This window comes from Mycolicibacterium sphagni, from assembly GCF_002250655.1.
Lineage (GTDB): Bacteria > Actinomycetota > Actinomycetes > Mycobacteriales > Mycobacteriaceae > Mycobacterium > Mycobacterium sphagni.
Window position 1 is genome coordinate 213,529 of record NZ_NOZR01000008.1, and the last position, 18,349, is coordinate 231,877.

Here is an 18,349-nt window from a genome sequence, read left to right on the forward strand (position 1 = left end):
GATTCGTCAGAAAAGATCCAGCCAACAGTGGCAGCACTGACCTTGTGAGATAAAATCCTGCCATGCCATTGAAGAGTGTCTCGGCGCTGGTGCTCGACGGCGTCGCGGTGTTCGAGTTCGGCGTGATCTGCGAAGTATTCGGCATCGACCGGTCCGGAGACGGTGTGCCCAACTTCGACTTCAAGGTGTGCGGTCCACACGCGGGTAAGCCGTTGCGTACCAGCGTCGGCGCCCAGCTGGTGCCCGACCACGGTCTCGACGCCTTGACCGGGGCCGACGTGGTGGCGGTCTCCGCGGTCACCGGCCCGGTCGAGGCGTACCCGCCTGAGGCGCTGGAAGCCCTGCGCGCCGCTCACGCCGCCGGGTCGACGATCCTCACCGTGTGTTCGGGCGCGTTCGTCGCAGGGGAGGCGGGACTGCTCGACGGCCGGCGCTGCACCACTCATTGGATGCACGCCGACGAACTCGCCCTGCGCTATCCGACCGCCATCATCGACCGCAACGTGCTGTTCGTCGACGACGGTGATCTGGTGACCAGTGCAGGCACCGCCGCGGGCATCGACGCCAGCCTGCACCTGGTCCGTCGTGAACTGGGCAGTGCGGTCACCAACATCATCGCCCGACGAATGGTCGTGCCGCCTCAGCGGGACGGCGGCCAGCGCCAGTACATCGAGCAACCCATACCCACTCGATGTTCGGAAGGCTTTGCCCCGCAACTAGATTGGATACTGTCCAATCTCGACAAACCGCACTCGGTGGCAAGTATGGCCAGGCGCGCCAACATGTCGGCGCGCACCTTCGCCCGGCGTTTCGTTGAAGAGGCCGGCACCACCCCGATGCAGTGGGTTACCGATCAACGGGTGCTCTACGCGCGTCGCATGCTCGAGGAGACCGATCTCGACGTCGACCGCATCGCCGAGCGGGCCGGTTTCGGCACCGCTACCCTCCTGCGCCATCACTTTCGGCGCATCGTCGGTGTCACCCCGTCTGACTACCGGCGCCGCTTTACCCGCTCTGCCTAGCCGCCTTCGTCTGTTTTTTGCTTGGCTCCTCCTTGGGGTGCGGGGGCCGCATCGTCGCCTTCGCCTGCCAGCGCGAACCGGCCGTCCGCCGTCTGCTCCACCAGACCGTCCACCAGCAGCGAGTCCAGCGCGCGATCGCGCTGTGCGGTGTCGGTCAGCCACACCACATCGAGATGCTCGCGCACGACCGGAGCCGAGCTGGCCCTCAGCACGTCGAGCAGCCGGCCGCGCACCTGCCGGTCGGTGCCCGCGTAGCGCTGCGTCGGCCGCGGCGCACCGGTGCCGGGCGGGTAGCCGGCCGCGCGCCACGCGCACACCCTCAGTGGGCAGATGCCGCACTTGGGCGATCGCGCCGTGCACACCGTGGCGCCCAGTTCCATCAGCCCGGCCGAAAACACCGGAGCTGTCGCATCATTGGGCAGCAGTGCGGCCACATCGGCGAGGTCACGCGTCGCCGACGGATTGCCCGCGTCGGCCAGCCCGTGCACCGCACGCGCCACCACCCGGCGCACGTTGGTGTCCACCACGGGCACGCTCTGCTGATAGGCGAAGCAGGCCACCGCGCGTGCGGTGTACGCGCCGATCCCGGGCAGGGTGAGTAGCACCTCGACGTCGTCGGGCACCCGGTCGCCGTGCTCGGCCGCGATCGCGATAGCGCACTCGTGCAACCGCTTGGCCCGCCGCGGATAGCCGAGCTTGCCCCAGGCCCGAAGCACATCGGCGGCACTGGCGGCCGCCGTAGCCGACGGCGTGGGCCAGCGGGCCACCCACTCGAGCCAGATCGGCGCCACCCGGGCCACCGGGGTCTGTTGCAGCATGAACTCGCTGACCAGGATCTGCCACGCCGTCACGTCGGGTCCGCGCCAGGGAAGGTCGCGCCGGGCGTGGGAGTACCAGGCGACGACTTCAGCGGAATCGATGGTCATTGCATCCTGCAGCGGGCGGCAGTGCAGAATATGGGCCATGCCGAACACCAGCCCCGTAACCGCTTGGAAGGCACTCAAAGAGGGTAACGAGCGATTCGTCGCCGGCCAGCCTGACCATCCCAGCCAGAGCATCGAAGACCGCGCGAGGCTGGCCGACGCACAGCGCCCGACCGCCGTCGTCTTCGGTTGCGCCGACAGCCGCGTCGCCGCGGAGATCATCTTCGATCAGGGCCTCGGTGACATGTTCGTGGTGCGCACCGCGGGGCACGTCATCGACTCCGCTGTGCTCGGCTCCATCGAATACGCGGTCGGCGTGCTCAACGTGCCGCTGATCGCAGTACTCGGCCACGACAGTTGCGGCGCGGTGAAGGCCACCTTGTCGGCCCTCGATGATGGCGTGGTGCCCGGCGGCTACATCCGCGATCTTGTGGAGCGCGTCACGCCGTCGATCCTGTTGGGCCGTCGCGACGGGCTGACCCGCGTCGACGAGTTCGAGGCCCGCCATGTGATCGAGACCGGTACGCAGCTGTTGGCTCGGTCGACCCTTATTTCGGAGCGGATCACAGCGGGCACTCTGGCCATCGTCGGGCTGACCTATCACCTCGCGGACGGCAAGGTTGTGCTGCGTGAACACCTCGGCGATATCGGCGAATAACCACTTTTACAGCTAGCGAACAAGGCGACACGCCGAGCGGGGTCGAACAACTCGCGGTGACCTGGGCTTACCGTGAGAACGTGCTGGATCTCGAACCGCGTGGACCTCTCCCCACGCAAATCTATTGGCGACGCCGTGGCCTTGCGATCGGCATCGTCGCGGTAGTTGCGGCGATCGTCGTCGGCGTGGCCTTCGTGATCTTCAGCGGTGGCTCCGACACGAAGAGCACCGTCAAGACCACTACTGCGGCTCAACCGCAGACACCGCAGCCGGACAACAAGACTCCTGTCGTTGCACCGCCGCTGCCGGCCGCGGGCCCGGTTTCGGTGGCGCCGACGCCCACCGCGGCCGTCGTGCCGCCGCCGGTGCTCAAGGAGGGTGACGACTGCCCGGATTCCAATCTGGCGGTCAAGGGCATCACCAACCAGCCGCAGTACGCAATCGGTGACCAGCCGAAGTTCACCATGGTCGTCACCAACATCGGCCTGGTCGCCTGCAAGCGTGACGTCGGCGCAGCCGTGCTGGCCGCCTACGTCTACTCGCTGGACGGAAACCGGCTGTGGTCGAACCTGGACTGCGCGCCCTCCAACGAGACGCTGGTCAAGACGTTCAACCCGGGCGAGCAGGTGACCACCGAGGTCACCTGGACCGGCATGGGCTCCGCACCGCAGTGTCCGCTGCCGCGCCAGCCGATCGGCCCCGGTACGTACAACCTGGTTGTCCAGCTCGGCAATCTCCGGTCGGCCACGGTGCCGTTCATCCTGGCTGACGCGCCGCCACCCGGTGCCACGCCGCCTGCCGGTGAGCAGCCGCCGGCCGGCGCTCCAGGCGAGGCGCCGCCACCGGCGCCAGCACCCGCGGGCTAAACCACTGACGTTGACGTTGAGACCGCTCTCAGTGCGGTTTCAACGTTTCTAGACCAACCGATCGGCGATCGTCGACTCGGCCAGCTGGGACAAACCCTCGCGGACGTGGCGCGCCCACATGGCGCCGATCCCCTCCACGGACTGCAGGTCGGTGGCGCTGGCCGCCAGCAGACCCTGCAGCGAGCCGAACCGCCGAACCAGCAGATCGACGTGGGCGAACTGCAGGCGCGGGATACCCGCCATGGCCCGATAGCCGCGTGCGCTGAGTGCGGAATCCTGCGCCTCGGACGTCGAGGGGTATCCGAAGACCCGCGACAACGCGGTGAAGTCGAGCAGCTCGGTGTCCGACAGCGAATCCAATTCAGCCAGCGTCGAAGCCACCTGAGCTTTGGACGGCGGGTCGGGGTTGGCGTGATAGTCGCGCATGATCAGCTCGCGGGCGGTGTCGTTACCACCAAGCAGCTCCTCGAGCTGTAGCCGCAACTGCCGGCCGTCGGTGCCGAGTTCGACTGCGTCGTAGTCGATTTCGAGCCCGATGCGGCGCACCATCTCCAGTCGCTGCACCACCGTCATGACATCACGCAGGGTGACGAAGTCCTCGATCTCGGCGGTTGAAAGCTGGCGGGACACCTCGTCGAGTCGGGCTTTGTAGCGCTCTAGCGTCGCGATCGCCTGATTGGCGCGCGACAGGATGGTGGCCGAATCCGCGACGACGTGGCGTTCCCCGGAGACGTAGACGGTGACGATGTTCATCGAGTGGCTGACCGAGATCACCGGATAGCCGGTCTGGATGGCGGCGCGCTCGGCGGACCGGTGGCGGGTACCGGACTCGTCGGTGGGAATCGTCGGGTCCGGCACCAGTTGCACGTTGGCCCGTACGATCCTGCTGCCGTCGGTGGACAGCACCACAGCGCCGTCCATCTTGGAGAGCTCGCGCAGTCGAGTCGGGGCGAACCGCACGTCCAGTGAAAACCCGCCGTCGCAGATCGACTCGACCCGTTCGTCGTAACCCAGCAGTATCAGCGCACCCGTCCGACCACGCAGGATGCGCTCCAAGCCGTCGCGCAGGGCAGTCCCCGGCGCCAGCCGCCCGATGGTCTCGCGCAGCGTGGCAACGGACGGCTGTGCCGAGCCGTTCGAACGGTTGGCAGTGCTCACAGCCACTTATTGTCCACGTCGCCGAGGTCGTTACTCGACCCCTCCCGCCGAAGCGGCGTAACGACCTTGTCGTGCGGCCGTTTTGCGATCGACAGCATCGAGCGCAGCGCGTCCCCGATGGTGGCCGATTCAATGGCCCGGAAGCCCTTCGGCACGGTGGCGCAGCCGACCGGAACCAGGGCCTCGGTGAAGCCAAGCCGAGCCGCCTCGGCCAGCCGACGGTCCATGCCGGTGACCCGCCGCAGATCACCGGCCAGGCCGACCTCGCCGATCACCACGGTGGTGCTTGGCAGGGGCAGATCGGCATACGCCGAGGCCATCGCCATTGCCACCGCCAGGTCAGAGGAGGGATCCATCAACCGCATCCCGCCGACCGTGGACAGGTAGATATCGGTGGCACTCACCTTCAGGCTCGCGCGGCGCTCGAGCACTGCAGCGATCATCGCCGCGCGTGAACTGTCCACCCCGCTGACAGCGCGCCGCTGCGGTGCGTTCTCCGGGCGGTAGGCCAACAGTGCCTGAACCTCGCCAATCAGCGGGCGCTTGCCGTCGAGCGCCACCGTGACCGCGGTGCCGGGCACTGGGTTGGGACGATCGTCGAGGAACAACCCTGACGGATCGGAAACACCTTCAATTCCGTTGTCGTGCAACAGGAAACAACCGACCTCATCGGAGGCGCCGAATCGGTTCTTGACGCCGCGAACCATGCGCAGGGCCGAGTTGCGATCGCCCTCGAAGTGCAAGACCACATCCACCAGATGTTCCAGCGAGCGCGGACCGGCGATCGCGCCGTCCTTGGTGACATGCCCGACCAGCACCAGCGCCACGCTGCCGGACTTGGCCGCCGCGGTAAGCGCCGTCGTCACCGCCCGCACCTGGGTGACCCCGCCGACCACGCCGTCGGTGTCGCCGGCCGTCATCGTCTGCACGGAGTCGACCACCACGAGACTGGGCTGCACCGCCTCGATGTGGCCGAGCACGGTGTTCACGTCGGACTCGGCAGCTAGAAAGACCTCGTCGTGGGTGCAGCCGGTGCGTTCCGCGCGCATCCGGACCTGGCCGGCCGACTCCTCGCCGGATACATACAGCGCGCGCCGCCCCGATTGCGCCCACCGGTGCACGACCTCGAGCAACAGGGTCGACTTGCCGACTCCGGGATCACCGGCCAGCAGGCTGACCGAGCCGGGTACCACGCCGCCACCAAGCACCCGGTCGAGCTCGTCGACCCCGGTGGGGAAGTGGCGCGTGCGGTCGGGATTGATGGAACTGATCGGCACCGCGGGTGAGGACGGCACCACTGCGCGGTGCAATGTGCTCGCGGCGCCGGCGGCCGCGGCCACCTCGTCGAGGGTGCCCCAAGTCCCGCATTCCGGGCAGCGACCGACCCACTTGGCCATGGTGTGGCGACATTCCGAGCATCGGTACTGCGAACGCGCCTTGGCCACGCCGTGACGCTATCCGGTGGGTATGACAGAACCCCGCATTACGCGGTTCGTGTCAGCTCACTCGTGCGGGCCGCCGACGGGGTCGCCGTCCTGCCGCGGCGCGCCGCCGGCCGAGATCGGCACCTCGACGGTGCCCTGGCCGGCCTTGTCGAAGGCGAATGTGAACTTGTACGTCAGTCCGTTGGTGATCGGCTGGCTGAGCGTGACTTGGGCCTTCGTCGGCTCAGCACTGCCCATCGGGGTGGCTTCGGCCTGGCCGTCGGCACTTCCGACGATCAGCGAACTGCCCGCCGGGATGGCGGTGTCGCCGGTGAGCACGACCGTGCCCACATCGGTGCTGACGCTGACCAGCTTGTCATTGGTGTCCGGCGAGATGTTTGCCGCCACGAAGATCAGGTCGATGGTGCGGCCGGGCTTCAGTGCGTCGCCGGTCTGCACTGCCTGCAGGTGAATGTTGCGCAGGGCGATGTTGGCGACATTCGCAGTGGCGCCGTTGACGGCCGACTGCTGGTCGGCGGTCTGCGAGATCTGGCCCGCCCCGCAGCCCGTCAGAATCAAACTGCAGGCGGCCAGGCCAGCGGATGCGGCCACGAGGCGATTCGTCAAGCGGTTCACAACAGCCTCCTGCTCGGCCTGTGTGGACGGCACTGTCGCGCCGCCGCGGTTCGACTATGCACAGTAGTAGGTAGCGCGGCGCGGCGGTAGCTGAGGGTTCCCGGCGTGGTGGCCGAGCGCTGCGACGCTGGTCAGACGGGGGTGTGCTGGGGGTCGTGCCGGGCGCCCGTGTTGCACGGTTTCGTCACCCTGTCAACCCCCTCTCTTCACCCACGGTGCCCCTGACCTGCATCGTTGTTCCGCACGCTGTTGGCCGCCGTGCTAACATTGGTTTGTGAAAGGGGCTCGAAACTGATGATTTTCAAGGTCGGAGACACCGTTGTCTATCCACACCACGGTGCTGCATTGATCGAAGCGATCGAAACCCGGACCATCAAAGGCGAACAGAAGGAATACCTCGTCTTGAAGGTCGCCCAGGGAGACCTGACCGTTCGAGTTCCAGCGGAAAACGCCGAATATGTCGGCGTCCGTGACGTTGTCGGGCAGGAGGGCCTGGACAAGGTGTTCCAGGTGCTGCGCGCCCCGCACACCGAAGAGCCGACCAACTGGTCGCGCCGCTACAAGGCCAACCTCGAGAAGCTGGCGTCCGGTGACGTCAACAAGGTCGCCGAGGTCGTTCGTGACCTGTGGCGCCGTGATCAGGAGCGCGGTCTGTCGGCGGGCGAGAAGCGCATGCTGGCCAAGGCTCGGCAGATCCTCGTGGGTGAGCTGGCTCTGGCTGAGAACACCGACGACGAGAAGGCCACGATCATCCTCGACGAGGCTCTGGCCGCCGCTTCCTGACTGCCCTGAGGCGGTTCGGTGTCGGACACGGTCGCGGTCGTCACGGCCGCTGGTTCCGGTGAACGGCTGGGCGCGGGTATCCCGAAAGCATTTGTTGATCTCGGTGGCTGCACCATGCTCGAACGTGCCGTCGACGGCTTGCTAGCCTCCGGCGTCGTGGATCGGGTGATCGTCGCCGCACCCGCTGATCGGGTCGACGAAACCACATTGCTGCTCGACGGCCGTGCCACGGTCGTCGAGGGCGGCCCGGAACGTCCCGAAACCGTCCGCCGCGCGTTGGCCGCGATCGGGGAAGCCGAATTCGTCCTGGTACACGACGCCGCGCGGCCGTTGACCCCGGTGGACCAGATACAGCGCGTAGTCGCCGCCCTGCGCGACGGGCTGCGCGCGGTGATCCCGGTGCTGCCCGTCACCGACACGGTCAAAGCCGTCGACGCCAACGGCGTCGTGCTGGGCACCCCGGAACGATCCGGGCTGCGTGCCGTGCAGACTCCGCAAGGATTCGAAACAGCCCTGCTGCGCCGCGCCTACGAACGTGCCGCTGGGGCAACCGTTACCGACGACGCGTCCTTGGTGGAATACCTTGGCACCCCGGTCTACACCGTCGCCGGCGACACCATGGCCTTCAAGGTCACCACCCCTCTGGATCTCCAGCTGGCGCGGGCCGTGCTGGGCGCATGACGATTCCCCGCGTCGGGCTCGGTACCGACGTCCATCCGATCGAGGCCGGCCGGCCGTGCTGGCTGCTGGGCCTGTTGTTCGACGGCGCGGACGGCTGTTCCGGACACTCCGACGGTGACGTCGCCGTGCACGCCGTGTGCGACGCACTGCTCTCTGCGGCCGGTCTGGGAGACCTCGGCACGGTATTCGGGGTGGACCAGCCACAGTGGCGCGGCGCAACCGGTGCACAGATGTTGGCCCACGTCCGCGATCTGCTCGCCGCCGCGGATTACCGCGTGGGCAACGCGACCGTCCAGGTCATCGCCAACCGTCCGAAGGTGGGCCCGCGCCGGGAGGAGGCCCAGCGGGTGCTCTCGGAGCTGCTGGGCGCGCCGGTGTCGGTCTCGGCGACGACTACCGACGGTCTCGGGCTCACCGGCCGGGGCGAGGGAATGGCGGCGATCGCCACTGCGTTGGTAGTGGCCGGATCAGCCTCGGTGCCGAATAACGCTGAATAGGCCGGTAAGCTGGCGCGTCGTGACCTCAAGCGGCCTGCGACTCCACGACACCTATGCCGGTGCCGTGCGGGATTTCGTACCGCTGCGTCCCGGCCACGCATCCATCTACCTGTGCGGGGCGACCGTGCAGGGTCTGCCGCATATCGGCCACGTTCGCAGCGGCGTGGCCTTCGACGTGCTGCGGCGCTGGCTGATGGCCAAGGGTTTCGATGTGGCGTTCATCCGCAATGTCACTGACATCGACGACAAGATCCTCACCAAGGCCGCCGACGCCGGCCGGCCGTGGTGGGAATGGGCGGCCACCCACGAGCGGGCGTTCAGTGCTGCCTATGACGCACTCGGCGTGCTGCCGCCGTCGGCGGAGCCACGCGCTACCGGGCACATCACCCAGATCGTCGAGCTCATCGAGCGTCTGGTCGACAACGGCCACGCCTACACCGGAGCCGGCGACGTCTACTTCGACGTGCTGAGCTTCCCCGATTACGGCAAGCTCTCCGGACACAAGATCGACGATGTCCATCAGGGCGAAGGAGCCGGCTCGGGCAAGCGCGACCAGCGTGACTTCACCCTGTGGAAGGGCGCCAAACCCGGCGAGCCGTCCTGGCCGACGCCGTGGGGGCACGGCAGGCCCGGCTGGCATTCCGAGTGTGTGGCGATGGCCCACGAGTACCTCGGCGCTGAATTCGATATCCACTGCGGTGGAATGGATTTGGTCTTTCCCCATCACGAGAACGAGATCGCCCAGGCCCGCGCCGCCGGCGACAGCTTCGCCCAGTACTGGCTGCACAACGGCTGGGTCACCATGGGCGGGGAGAAGATGAGCAAGTCGCTGGGCAATGTTCTGTCGATACCTGCTGTGCTGCAACGAGTTCGGCCCGCCGAGCTGCGCTACTACCTGGGCAGCGCGCATTACCGGTCGATGCTGGAGTTCTCCGAGAACGCACTGCAGGACGCGGTGAAGGCTTACACCGGAATCGAGGAGTTCCTCCACCGGGTACGCACCCGGGTCGGGGCCGTCGTGCCAGGCACCTGGACCGAGAAGTTCGCCGCCGCGCTCGATGACGACCTGGCCGTGCCCGCCGCGCTGGCCGAGGTGCACGCCGCGCGCGCGGAAGGAAACCGGGCCCTTGACTCCGGTGACCACGAGACCGCGCTGGCAAAGGCTCGCGACATCCGTTCCATGATGGGCATTCTTGGCTGCGACCCGCTCGACGAGCGCTGGGAGACGCGCGACGAGACGTCGGCGGCACTGGGTGCCGTGGACGTGTTGGTACGCGCCGAGCTGAACCGTCGCGACCAGGCCCGCCAGACCCGGGACTGGGCCCTGGCCGACGAAATCCGCGACCGGCTCAAGGAAGCCGGCATCGAGGTCACCGACACCGCCGACGGACCGCAGTGGGCGCTACGCGACGAAGGCAGTAAGTAGATGGCAGGAAATTCCAAGCGCCGTGGTGCGATTCGCAAAGAAGGCACCAAGAAGGGGCCGACTGTCGGCTCAGGTGGTCAGCGCAGGCGAGGCGTGGAAGGGCGCGGCGCCACCCCGCCGGCGTATATGCGCCCCGGCCATCCGGCGGCCAGACGTGCCGCCGCCGCGGCCAAGCACACGCGTAAACCCACCAAACCCACCGACGAGACCGAAATGGTCCTGGGCCGCAACCCCGTGCTGGAGTGCCTGCGCGCGCACGCCCCGGCCACGGCGTTGTACGTCGCCCTGGGCGCCGAGGCCGACGAGCGGATGGCAGAGTCAGTCACGCTGGCCGCCGACCGCGGCATTGCGATTCTCGAGGTGCCGCGCACCGACCTGGACCGGTTGAGCGCCAACGGTTTACACCAGGGTATCGCCCTGCAGGTGCCGCCGTACGACTACGCCCACCCCGACGATCTGCTGGCGTCGGCGACGTCCGACATCGAGCCGGCTTTGCTGGTCGCGTTGGACAACATCTCCGACCCGCGCAATCTGGGTGCGATCATCCGGTCCGTGGCGGCGTTCGCCGGCCACGGTGTGCTGATCCCGCAGCGTCGTTCGGCGTCGGTGACGGCTGTCGCGTGGCGCACCAGCGCCGGTGCGGCTGCCCGGGTGCGCGTGGCACGTGCGACGAACCTGAACCGCACGCTCAAGGAGTGGGCCGATGCCGGCCTGCAGGTGGTCGGACTCGACGCCGAGGGCGACACGACGATCGACGAGTTCGACGCGTCCGGCCCGTTGGTGGTCGTCGTCGGTTCGGAAGGCAAGGGACTCTCGCGACTGGTGCGCCAGAATTGCGATGCGGTGCTGTCGATTCCGATGGCCGGGCCGACCGAGTCGCTGAACGCGTCGGTGGCTGCGGGTGTGGTGTTGGCCGAGATCGCCCGCCAGCGTCGCCGCTGATCGGGCTGTTAGACGCCGATCAGACGCACGCCGGCCCACAACGCCACCACAGCCACCACGAGGCAGGCCGGGACCGTCAGCGCGCCCAGCGCGGTGAACTCGCGCACGCTGGTCGGCTCATCGTGATCGTGTAATAACTTGCGCCACAAAAGATTGGACAGCGATCCGACGTAGGTCAGGTTCGGCCCGATGTTCACGCCGATCAGCACGGCCAGCACTGCGGCCGGGCCGCCGGCGGCGACCAGGGGGAGCAGTACCAGAACGGCGGGCAGGTTGTTGACGACGTTGGACAGCACCGCGGCCACCGCGGCGATCCCGAGCAGTGCGACCAGACTGCCACCGGCGGGCAGGAGGTCCGCGGCGGCATGGTTCAGACCGTTGACCATCACGGCCTTGACCACCACGGCCAGCGCCAGCACGAACACCAGAAACGGTATGTGCAGCGCGTGCACGATCCCGCCGATTGTGCTGCGCCGCTGGGCCAGCGACCGCACACCGAGCACCACGGCGCCGGCCAGCGCCGCCCAAGCCGGGGACAGGCCGGCGAACGAGGTCGCCGCGAAGCCGACCAGGGTCAAGCCCAGCACGACGAGCACGAACACCGGGCGCTGCGCCGTCGGCGTCGGGTTCTCGGCGTGCACGTTAGCCAGGTCGCGCCGGAAGAGCAGTCGCAACAGCAGATATTCGACCGCCACCGCCGCTACCCACGGGGCGGCCATCAGTGCACTGAACCGGGTGAACGACAGCCCGGCGGCACTGAACGCCAGCAGGTTGGTCAGGTTGGACACCGGCAGCAGCAGTGACGCCGAGTTCGACAGGTGCGCAGTGGCATAAAGATGCGGACGTGCCGGCACCCGCATCGTCCGCACCGTGGCCAGCACCACCGGCGTCAGCAACACGACGGTCGCGTCCAGACTCAGGATCGCCGTCGTCGCCGCCGCGATCAGGAACACCTGACCCAGCAGCCGCCGCGGCTCGCCGCTACTGCCGCGCGCCATCCACGCTCCTGCGGCCTGGAACAGCCCCTCGTCATCGCACAGTTTGGCCAGGACCAGGACGGCGGCCAGGAAACCGACCACCGGGAGCATCCGGCCGGCCTCGGCACTCGCGTCCGCCGTCGACACCGCGCCGACCGCGATGACCACGGCGGCAGCGGGTACCGCCACCACCGCCTCCGACCAGCCCGCAGGACGCACGATGGCGAAGACCAGTACGACCGCGAGCGCGACCAGGGCAACGATCAGCACGAGGCGATCAGATCCATGGATCGGCGCGTTGCCACACCGTCGGCAGGTGCAAGCCGACCCCGTCGCGCTGCGCCAGCCTCGACAGCACACGCATCGACACGTGGAGGTCGTCACCCGCATACGGCAGCGCAATCATCGGCTCGGTCAGCGGCCGGAAGAAGTCGTCCCAGTGGATGAGCACCACCGTGCGCGCACCGACCGCGGCCACCGTCTGCTCCCAGTAGTGCTCGATGTAGTCCTGTGGCTGCACGCCGAGCTGGCCGACTCCCAGGTAGGCGACGTCGGCCCGGCGGCCGTCGAGGGCGCCGGGCAGGAAGCCCGCACTACCCTGGATCAGCAACCGCCGGCCGCTCGGTGCGTGGTGGATCAGCGTGGACCAGGCCTCACCGCAACGGAATGCCGAGGCTCTGGCGGGCGGCGCGACCGGCGCGGTGATCGGTCCGGGAAAACGGTCCGGGGGACAGTGGTGCGACTCGATCAGCGTCAACGTGAACGGACCCAGTTCCAGATCTTGCCCCGAGGTGGTGACAACGATCTGGTCGGCCGAGAGCCCTTGTCCACGAGCAATATTGGCGGCTGACTCACCGCCGATCAGCCGGGCACCGGTGCGCGCGGCGACGATCCCGGAGTCCATGGCGTGGTCGAAATGGGTGTGTACTGGCAGCACCGCGGCCAGCCGGTTGATCTTGGCGCGGGTCAGGCAGTAGTCGATGCGGGAGTCCGACGGAGTCAGCCGGCGCAGCGCCACGTCCAGCAGTCCGGGCCGGGAGAAGAACCCGTCGGTCAGCAGGGCGGTCGCGCCGTCGTCGACCAGCAGTGTCGACACCCCAAGCCAGGTGACCGACAGGGCGGCATCCGGATCGGCGCCGGGCACGTCGAAAAGTTCGCGGTAGTTGGCGATATCAGGTCTGCCGAGTTTGAGTCGCATCAGACGAACGCCGCCAGCGTCACACCTTCGCGCAGCAGGCGCTCCCTGACTGCGGTGGCTATCTGCACCGCACCCGGCGAATCACCGTGTACGCAAACCGATTCCAACTGAATGTCGATGGTCGTTCCGCCCACGGCCAATACCTGGCCGGTCTGCACCATCAGGGCCACCCGTTCGGCGATCTGGTCGGGGTCGTGCAACACCGCTCCTTCTTCGCGACGGGACACCAATGTGCCGTCCGGATGGTAGGCCCGGTCGGCGAATGCCTCTGCGACGGTGCGCAATCCCAGCCGCTGTGCCTCTTCGAAGAACACCGAACCGGCCAGGTTCAGCACCGGCAGGCCGGGATCGACGGCGTGCACCGCCTCGGCGACCGCGCGTGCCTGCTCTCGGTGGCTGACGATCGTGTTGTACAGCGCACCATGGGGTTTGACGTAGCTGACGTCGGATCCGGCGACTCGGGCCAGTGCCTGCAGTGCGCCGATCTGATAGATCACCTCGGCGGTCAGTTCGGCCGGTGCGACGTCGATGAAGCGGCGCCCGAACCCGGCGAGGTCGCGGTAGCTCACCTGGGCGCCGATGCGCACCCCCCGTTCGGCGGCGGCGCGACTGCTTCGCGTCAGCCCGATCGGGTCGCCGGCGTGGAAACCGCAGGCCAGGTTGGCGCTGGTGATGATGTCGAGCATGGCGGCGTCGTCGCCGAGTTCCCATACACCGAAGCCTTCGCCCAGATCCGCGTTCAAGTCCACCGAGGCCACGAGCCAAGCCTAAGCGAGTCGACGATGCCGGCGAGGGACGAGGCGGGGGAGGAGCGAGCGATGCCTAGGCTGCGGCAGGGTCCACATGGCGTCGGCTGATCGCCCAGCACATCAGATAGATGACGAACGAGATTGTCGTGACGAAAACCGAGACCGGCACTCCGGGCGCCAGCGAGAACACGATGCCCAGTACCGCGGACAGCTCGGCGAACACCACCGACGCCGCGATGACCGCCGCTGGTGAGCTGAACACCCTGGCGGCCGCGGCAGCAGGGGTGATGAGCAGCGACATGACCAGCAGCGCGCCGACGATCTGCACACCCTGTGCGGCCACCACACCGACCAGCGCCGCGAACACGATGCCCAGCACCCGCACCGGAACACCCCGTGCGGCAGCCACTTCCGGGTCGGCGGTGGCGAACAGCAGCGGCCGATAGCTGACGGTCAGCACGCCCACCACCAAGACCGTCACGGCGATCAGCAGTGCCAGCCCGGAGTAGCCGACGCCGACGATCTGACCGGTCAGCAGGGCGAAGCTGGTGCCGGCACGGCCCGGATACAGGTGGATGAACAGCACCGCCAGGCCCAGCCCGAACGCGAGCACGACGCCGATCGCCGAGTCTCGTTCACGGGCCCGCTGACCGAGAATGCCGAACAGGATGGCGGCCAGCGCACTCCCGACCAGCGCACCCATACCGACGTTGAAGCCGGCAAGCAGTGCGAACGCCGCGCCGGTCAGCGACAGCTCACTGGAACCGTGCACGGCGAACGACATCTGACGCATCACGATGAACGGCCCGATCAGCCCGGCGACCAGGGCCAGTAGCGCTGCGGCGACCAGCGCCTGCTGCACGAAGCCGCGGCCCAACAGGTCTGCGGTGATGTGAAACGAGAACAGATGATTTAACAGATCGGCGAATCGGTCATTCATGGGTGTGCCCATGGGTGTGGCCCGAGTGATCGAGGTGCTCGCCGACCACCACGTAGCGGTCGCCGACCTGCACCACCTGAATATCGGCCTGGTAGAGCTCGGACAGGGTTTCCGAGGTCATCACCTCGGCGACGGTGCCGATCCGGAATCGGCCGTTGACCAGGTAGAGCACCCGGTCGACGTAGGGCACCACCGGGTTGATCTCATGGGTCACGAACATCACCGCAGTGCCGGATTGACGGCGCCGGTCGATGAGCTGGGCGACCAGGCGGGCGCTGGCCGGATCGAGGTTCAGCAGTGGTTCGTCGCATAGCAGCAGCACCGGATCGCTCGCGAGTGCTTGGGCGATGCGCACTCGTTGCAGCTCGCCGCCCGACATCACCCCGACCGGGACCTTGGCCAGTTTGTTGGCCCGCACTTGAGCCAGCGCCTGCTCGACGACCTCGCTCCGGTGGTGCCGTTCTTTCCGGGTCATCGGCCCGATACCCCAGTGGTGGCCGTCGACGCCCAGGCGGACGAGGTCACGGCCCCGCAGGCTAAGCCCGCGGTCGACTGACCGATGCTGAGGTACATAGCCGATCCGCTCGCTGCCCGCTTCGATCGGCTTGCCCTCGATGGTGGCGCTGCCCGCGCTCAGCGGCAGCTGGCCCAGCAGCACCTTGAACAGCGATGTTTTGCCGGTGCCGTTGGGGCCCAGGATCGCGATGAATTCACCGGCTGCCACCTTCAGGTCGAGGTGGTCCCACAGAACCCGCTCTCCGAACGCCAGCCGGGCACCCGACAAACAGACGATCTCGGCACCCACGAGTGGTAATTATCGGTTCTGCTGCAGCGCGGCGCTCAACCGGTCCGCGGTGTCGCGCTGCCAGCTCAGGTAGTCACTGCCCGCGGGCAGCGTCTCGGTGACCGGGACCACCGGGATTCCGGCGCTCTGGGCCGCGGCCTGGATCTGCTTGGTCACCTCGGTCACGGTCTGCTCGTTGAATACCACCGCGGAAACCTGGCGGGACTTGATGACGTCGAGCATGGCGGCCACGTCGACCGGGGCCGGGTCGGTGTCCTGCTCGACGGCGTTGGCGAAGCCTGCGGGTGTCTTGTCGGTCAGGCCGGCGGCGACGAGCAGGTAGTGGGCGACGGGCTCGGTGGCGACGACTGCCGCTCCCGAATGGGTGGCGCGGATGGCCTTCTCTGTCTGCGCGATCGCGTCGACATTGCGATCGAAGGTCTCGGCATTGGCCTTGTAATCGGCGGCGTGCTGCGGATCGTCCTGTGCCAGCTGATCCGCGATCTTGGCCGCCACCGCCTTAGCGGTGTCCAGGTCGTAGAAGACGTGTTCGTTGGCCGGCTGCGGCTCCCCGGGCGGGGCCTTGAGCAGTGAGAACGCGTCGACCGATGCCACCCCGGGGTGGCTGGACAGGATGTCGTCGACCCAATGGTCGTAGCCGCCGCCGTTGAAGACGACCAATGACGCGTCGGTGATGGCCGCGGCGTTCGACGGGCTCGCCTCGAACGAGTGCGGGTCGGCTGAAGCACTGGTGATGATCGACGTCACCTTGGCGTGATCGCCGGCGACGGCCTGCGCGACGCTGCCCCAGACGTCGGTCGAGGCAACCACGGTCGGTGGCTGGCCCGCGGCGTTGCCGGAGGGCTTGTTCTCGCCGCATGCGGCGAGTCCTACCGTCAGTGCCAGCGCCGACACACCGATGACCGCCCGGATCGCAGCAGTGCGCACGATCGCTCCTCTCAACTCAGTAACCCTGATACAAATGAAAACCGTTTCCAATAACTCTAAGTCATCAGTACCGGTAGAACGCAAGTCCATGCACTAGCCTCACGTTTCATGTCCAGAAGTCCCGCGCCGCGGCGGCGGGCAACCCTGGCTTCGTTGGCCGCCGAGCTGAAGGTTTCGCGGACCACCATCTCCAACGCCTACAACCGCCCCGACCAGCTGTCGGCCGATTTGCGCGAGCGGGTGCTGGCCACGGCCAAACGGCTGGGGTACGCAGGTCCCGATCCTGTGGCCCGCTCGCTGCGAACCCGCCGGGCCGGAGCCGTCGGCCTGGTGATCACCGAAGCGCTGACTTATGCGTTCAGCGATCCAGCCACGTTGAATTTCGTTGCCGGACTTGCCGAATCGTGCGAGGAAGCCGGCCAGGGCTTGCTACTGGTGGCGGTCGGGCCCGACCGCAGCCTGTCGGACGGGACGAATGCGGTGCTGGCCGCAGGCGTCGACGGCTTTGTTGTGTACGCCGCTTCCGATGAAGACCCCTATCTGCAGACCGTGCTGCAGCGTCACGTGTCCGTGGTCGTTGTCGATCAGCCCAAGGACGTGCCGGGCGCGTCAAGGGTCTGCATCGACGACCGCGCCGCGATGCGCGAGCTGGCCGACTACGTTATCGGCCTGGGTCACCACGAGATAGGCCTGCTGGCAATGCGTTTGGGCACTGAACCGCGCGTCGGCGAGCACACCGCCGCCGTGGTGAACGCAGATCGCGTCCAAGGCTCGCACTTTCACGTCCAGACCGAACGGATCGCCGGTGTGCAGGACGCGATGACCGCGGCCGGGCTCGACCCCAACGCCCTCACCATTGTGGAAAGCTACGAGCACCTGCCGGCCTCCGGCGCGGCTGCCGCCGAACTGGCGCTGCAGACCAACTCGCGGATCACCGCATTGATGGCAACCACTGACGTTTTGGCCATATCGGCGATGGATTACCTACGTGCACATGGCATCTATGTTCCGGGCAGGATGACCGTCACCGGGTTCGACGGCATTCCCGACGCGTTGAGCCGGGGGTTGACGACCGTGGCGCAGCCCAGTCTGGAGAAGGGCAAGCGAGCCGGCCGGTTATTGCACAGCCCGCCCCGGGACGGCCTGCCTGTCATCGACGTGCTGCCCACCGAATTGGTGCGAGGCCGGACGGCGGGCCCGCCCGGCTAGCGTTGTGTGGTCGGCGAGAGGGTCAGCCCGGGTTGCCGGTTGTGCCTTGAGCTCCCTGACTGCCTTGCGAACCGGTGCCGCCAGCCAGACCGTCATTGCTCGAGCCCGCGCCGGCGCCGCCTGTTCCTCCTGCACCGCCATCGCCCCCGGCGCCGCCCTGTCCGCCGCTGCCGCCGCTCCCGTTCCCCGAGGCGCCGGCGCCGCCGTTGCCTCCCGTGCCGCCCTGTCCGCCTGTGCCGCCTTGTCCGCCGGTGCCCCCATTGCCGCCTACGCCACCTGAGCCAGGATTGTCCGGGGTCCCGTCGACCGTGCCGCCAGCCCCGCCGTTACCACCGGTGCCGCCGGTAGCGCCTTGACCACCGGTGCCCCCGGTTCCACCGCCGCCCCCGTTGCCGCCGTATCCCCACAGCGAGCCTCCCGCACCGCCGGCACCGCCAGCGCCGCCGGTCGAACGGAGACAATCTTGAGATCGGAAACGGTCTGACGCCAGATTCGACGCTCGCACCGAACGGCTCGAACGGCGGATGG

Annotated in this window: 21 protein-coding genes; 10 read left to right on the top strand and 11 right to left on the bottom strand. The window is 67.8% G+C overall.

All coding sequences use genetic code 11. From position 1 onward, the window contains the following. Positions 1–62: 62 nt before the first annotated feature. Positions 63–1,022 (top strand): GlxA family transcriptional regulator, encoded by a 960-nt coding sequence (locus tag CG716_RS12215; RefSeq protein WP_094479783.1) that lies wholly within the window; start codon positions 63–65, stop codon positions 1,020–1,022. On the opposite strand, the gene CG716_RS12220 is transcribed toward CG716_RS12215, so the two are convergent. Beyond that, on the bottom strand, positions 1,019–1,948 hold the full coding sequence (locus CG716_RS12220) for an iron-sulfur binding domain-containing protein (RefSeq protein ID WP_094479882.1): 930 nt from the start codon (positions 1,946–1,948) through the stop codon (positions 1,019–1,021). The two genes, CG716_RS12215 and CG716_RS12220, sit on opposite strands and share 4 nt — an antisense overlap. A 37-nt stretch (positions 1,949–1,985) precedes the next feature. Between CG716_RS12220 and CG716_RS12225 the strand changes: the two genes are divergently transcribed. Both CG716_RS12225 and CG716_RS12230 read left to right on the top strand, forming a co-directional pair. Continuing rightward, a complete protein-coding gene (locus tag CG716_RS12225; protein ID WP_094479785.1) occupies positions 1,986–2,603 on the top strand; it encodes a carbonic anhydrase in 618 nt (205 codons plus the stop codon). Positions 2,604–2,683: 80 nt separating this feature from the next. After that, on the top strand, positions 2,684–3,469 hold the full coding sequence (locus tag CG716_RS12230; protein ID WP_207760652.1) for a hypothetical protein: 786 nt from the start codon (positions 2,684–2,686) through the stop codon (positions 3,467–3,469). Between the two features lie 48 nt (positions 3,470–3,517). On the opposite strand, the gene disA is transcribed toward CG716_RS12230, so the two are convergent. From disA to CG716_RS12245, 3 genes are read right to left on the bottom strand one after another with little or no spacing between them, the layout of a single operon-like run. Continuing rightward, positions 3,518–4,633, bottom strand: a complete 1,116-nt coding sequence (gene disA, locus CG716_RS12235; protein WP_094479789.1) for a DNA integrity scanning diadenylate cyclase DisA — start codon at positions 4,631–4,633, stop codon at positions 3,518–3,520. After that, the gene (radA, locus tag CG716_RS12240) at positions 4,624–6,072 is read right to left on the bottom strand and encodes a DNA repair protein RadA (protein WP_094479791.1); all 1,449 of its coding nucleotides are present in this window, start codon (positions 6,070–6,072) and stop codon (positions 4,624–4,626) included. Before radA ends, disA begins: the two co-directional genes overlap by 10 nt. Positions 6,073–6,129: 57 nt before the next feature. After that, entirely contained in the window at positions 6,130–6,663 is a 534-nt protein-coding gene (locus tag CG716_RS12245; RefSeq protein ID WP_234817819.1) for a copper chaperone PCu(A)C domain-containing protein, read from the bottom strand. Between the two features lie 318 nt (positions 6,664–6,981). Between CG716_RS12245 and carD the strand changes: the two genes are divergently transcribed. The 5 genes from carD to rlmB are packed head-to-tail and all read left to right on the top strand — an operon-like array spanning position 6,982 to position 11,016. Then, positions 6,982–7,470: an RNA polymerase-binding transcription factor CarD gene (carD, locus tag CG716_RS12250; RefSeq protein WP_005138865.1), complete on the top strand. Its 489-nt coding sequence runs from the start codon at positions 6,982–6,984 to the stop codon at positions 7,468–7,470. Positions 7,471–7,488: 18 nt separating this feature from the next. Beyond that, entirely contained in the window at positions 7,489–8,151 is a 663-nt protein-coding gene (ispD, locus tag CG716_RS12255) for a 2-C-methyl-D-erythritol 4-phosphate cytidylyltransferase (RefSeq protein ID WP_094479793.1), read from the top strand. Next, positions 8,148–8,648 (top strand): 2-C-methyl-D-erythritol 2,4-cyclodiphosphate synthase, encoded by a 501-nt coding sequence (gene ispF, locus CG716_RS12260; RefSeq protein ID WP_094479795.1) that lies wholly within the window; start codon positions 8,148–8,150, stop codon positions 8,646–8,648. The genes ispD and ispF overlap by 4 nt, the downstream gene beginning before the upstream one ends. Before the next feature lie 19 nt (positions 8,649–8,667). Beyond that, on the top strand, positions 8,668–10,074 hold the full coding sequence (cysS, locus tag CG716_RS12265) for a cysteine--tRNA ligase (RefSeq protein ID WP_094479797.1): 1,407 nt from the start codon (positions 8,668–8,670) through the stop codon (positions 10,072–10,074). Beyond that, a complete protein-coding gene (gene rlmB / locus CG716_RS12270; RefSeq protein ID WP_094479799.1) occupies positions 10,075–11,016 on the top strand; it encodes a 23S rRNA (guanosine(2251)-2'-O)-methyltransferase RlmB in 942 nt (313 codons plus the stop codon). 8 nt (positions 11,017–11,024) lie between these two features. Here rlmB and CG716_RS12275 read toward each other — a convergent pair whose 3' ends face one another. The 6 genes from CG716_RS12275 to CG716_RS12300 all read right to left on the bottom strand — a co-directional run bounded on the left by CG716_RS12275 (position 11,025) and on the right by CG716_RS12300 (position 16,612). Further along, positions 11,025–12,260 carry an SLC13 family permease gene (locus CG716_RS12275; protein WP_165774129.1) on the bottom strand — a complete coding sequence of 412 codons (1,236 nt, stop codon included), beginning with the start codon at positions 12,258–12,260 and terminating at the stop codon, positions 11,025–11,027. A gap of 10 nt (positions 12,261–12,270) precedes the next feature. Continuing rightward, on the bottom strand, positions 12,271–13,191 hold the full coding sequence (locus CG716_RS12280) for an MBL fold metallo-hydrolase (RefSeq protein ID WP_094479803.1): 921 nt from the start codon (positions 13,189–13,191) through the stop codon (positions 12,271–12,273). Then, positions 13,191–13,949, bottom strand: a complete 759-nt coding sequence (locus tag CG716_RS12285; protein ID WP_094479805.1) for a LamB/YcsF family protein — start codon at positions 13,947–13,949, stop codon at positions 13,191–13,193. Before CG716_RS12285 ends, CG716_RS12280 begins: the two co-directional genes overlap by 1 nt. 64 nt (positions 13,950–14,013) lie before the next feature. Further along, positions 14,014–14,880 carry a metal ABC transporter permease gene (locus CG716_RS12290; protein WP_094479807.1) on the bottom strand — a complete coding sequence of 289 codons (867 nt, stop codon included), beginning with the start codon at positions 14,878–14,880 and terminating at the stop codon, positions 14,014–14,016. After that, complete coding sequence (locus CG716_RS12295) at positions 14,873–15,685, bottom strand: metal ABC transporter ATP-binding protein (protein ID WP_094479809.1); 813 nt, start codon at positions 15,683–15,685, stop codon at positions 14,873–14,875. The genes CG716_RS12290 and CG716_RS12295 overlap by 8 nt, the downstream gene beginning before the upstream one ends. Before the next feature lie 9 nt (positions 15,686–15,694). Further along, complete coding sequence (locus tag CG716_RS12300) at positions 15,695–16,612, bottom strand: metal ABC transporter solute-binding protein, Zn/Mn family (RefSeq protein ID WP_234817820.1); 918 nt, start codon at positions 16,610–16,612, stop codon at positions 15,695–15,697. A 108-nt stretch (positions 16,613–16,720) separates the two neighbouring features. On the opposite strand from CG716_RS12300, the gene CG716_RS12305 reads away from it, so the two are divergent. Together CG716_RS12305 and CG716_RS29600 are read left to right on the top strand one after the other, a co-directional pair. Continuing rightward, a complete protein-coding gene (locus CG716_RS12305; protein ID WP_094479813.1) occupies positions 16,721–17,821 on the top strand; it encodes an Rv3575c family transcriptional regulator in 1,101 nt (366 codons plus the stop codon). 46 nt (positions 17,822–17,867) lie between these two features. Next, positions 17,868–18,101 carry a hypothetical protein gene (locus tag CG716_RS29600; RefSeq protein ID WP_165774123.1) on the top strand — a complete coding sequence of 78 codons (234 nt, stop codon included), beginning with the start codon at positions 17,868–17,870 and terminating at the stop codon, positions 18,099–18,101. Here CG716_RS29600 and CG716_RS30515 read toward each other — a convergent pair. Next, positions 18,089–18,349: hypothetical protein (locus tag CG716_RS30515; RefSeq protein ID WP_207760653.1), on the bottom strand; the 261-nt coding region annotated here is incomplete at its 5' end. The two genes, CG716_RS29600 and CG716_RS30515, sit on opposite strands and share 13 nt — an antisense overlap.

Bases quoted from the DNA above. Each gene is read 5' to 3' on its own strand.
- rlmB (WP_094479799.1), top strand. From the start codon at position 10,075: ATGGCAGGAAATTCCAAGCGCCGTGGTGCGATTCGCAAAGAAGGCACC.
- CG716_RS12305 (WP_094479813.1), top strand. From the start codon at position 16,721: ATGTCCAGAAGTCCCGCGCCGCGGCGGCGGGCAACCCTGGCTTCGTTG.
- CG716_RS12220 (WP_094479882.1), bottom strand. From the start codon at position 1,948: ATGACCATCGATTCCGCTGAAGTCGTCGCCTGGTACTCCCACGCCCGG.
- ispF (WP_094479795.1), top strand. From the start codon at position 8,148: ATGACGATTCCCCGCGTCGGGCTCGGTACCGACGTCCATCCGATCGAG.
- CG716_RS12215 (WP_094479783.1), top strand. From the start codon at position 63: ATGCCATTGAAGAGTGTCTCGGCGCTGGTGCTCGACGGCGTCGCGGTG.
- CG716_RS12225 (WP_094479785.1), top strand. From the start codon at position 1,986: ATGCCGAACACCAGCCCCGTAACCGCTTGGAAGGCACTCAAAGAGGGT.
- CG716_RS12290 (WP_094479807.1), bottom strand. From the start codon at position 14,880: ATGAATGACCGATTCGCCGATCTGTTAAATCATCTGTTCTCGTTTCAC.
- CG716_RS12280 (WP_094479803.1), bottom strand. From the start codon at position 13,191: ATGCGACTCAAACTCGGCAGACCTGATATCGCCAACTACCGCGAACTT.
- carD (WP_005138865.1), top strand. From the start codon at position 6,982: ATGATTTTCAAGGTCGGAGACACCGTTGTCTATCCACACCACGGTGCT.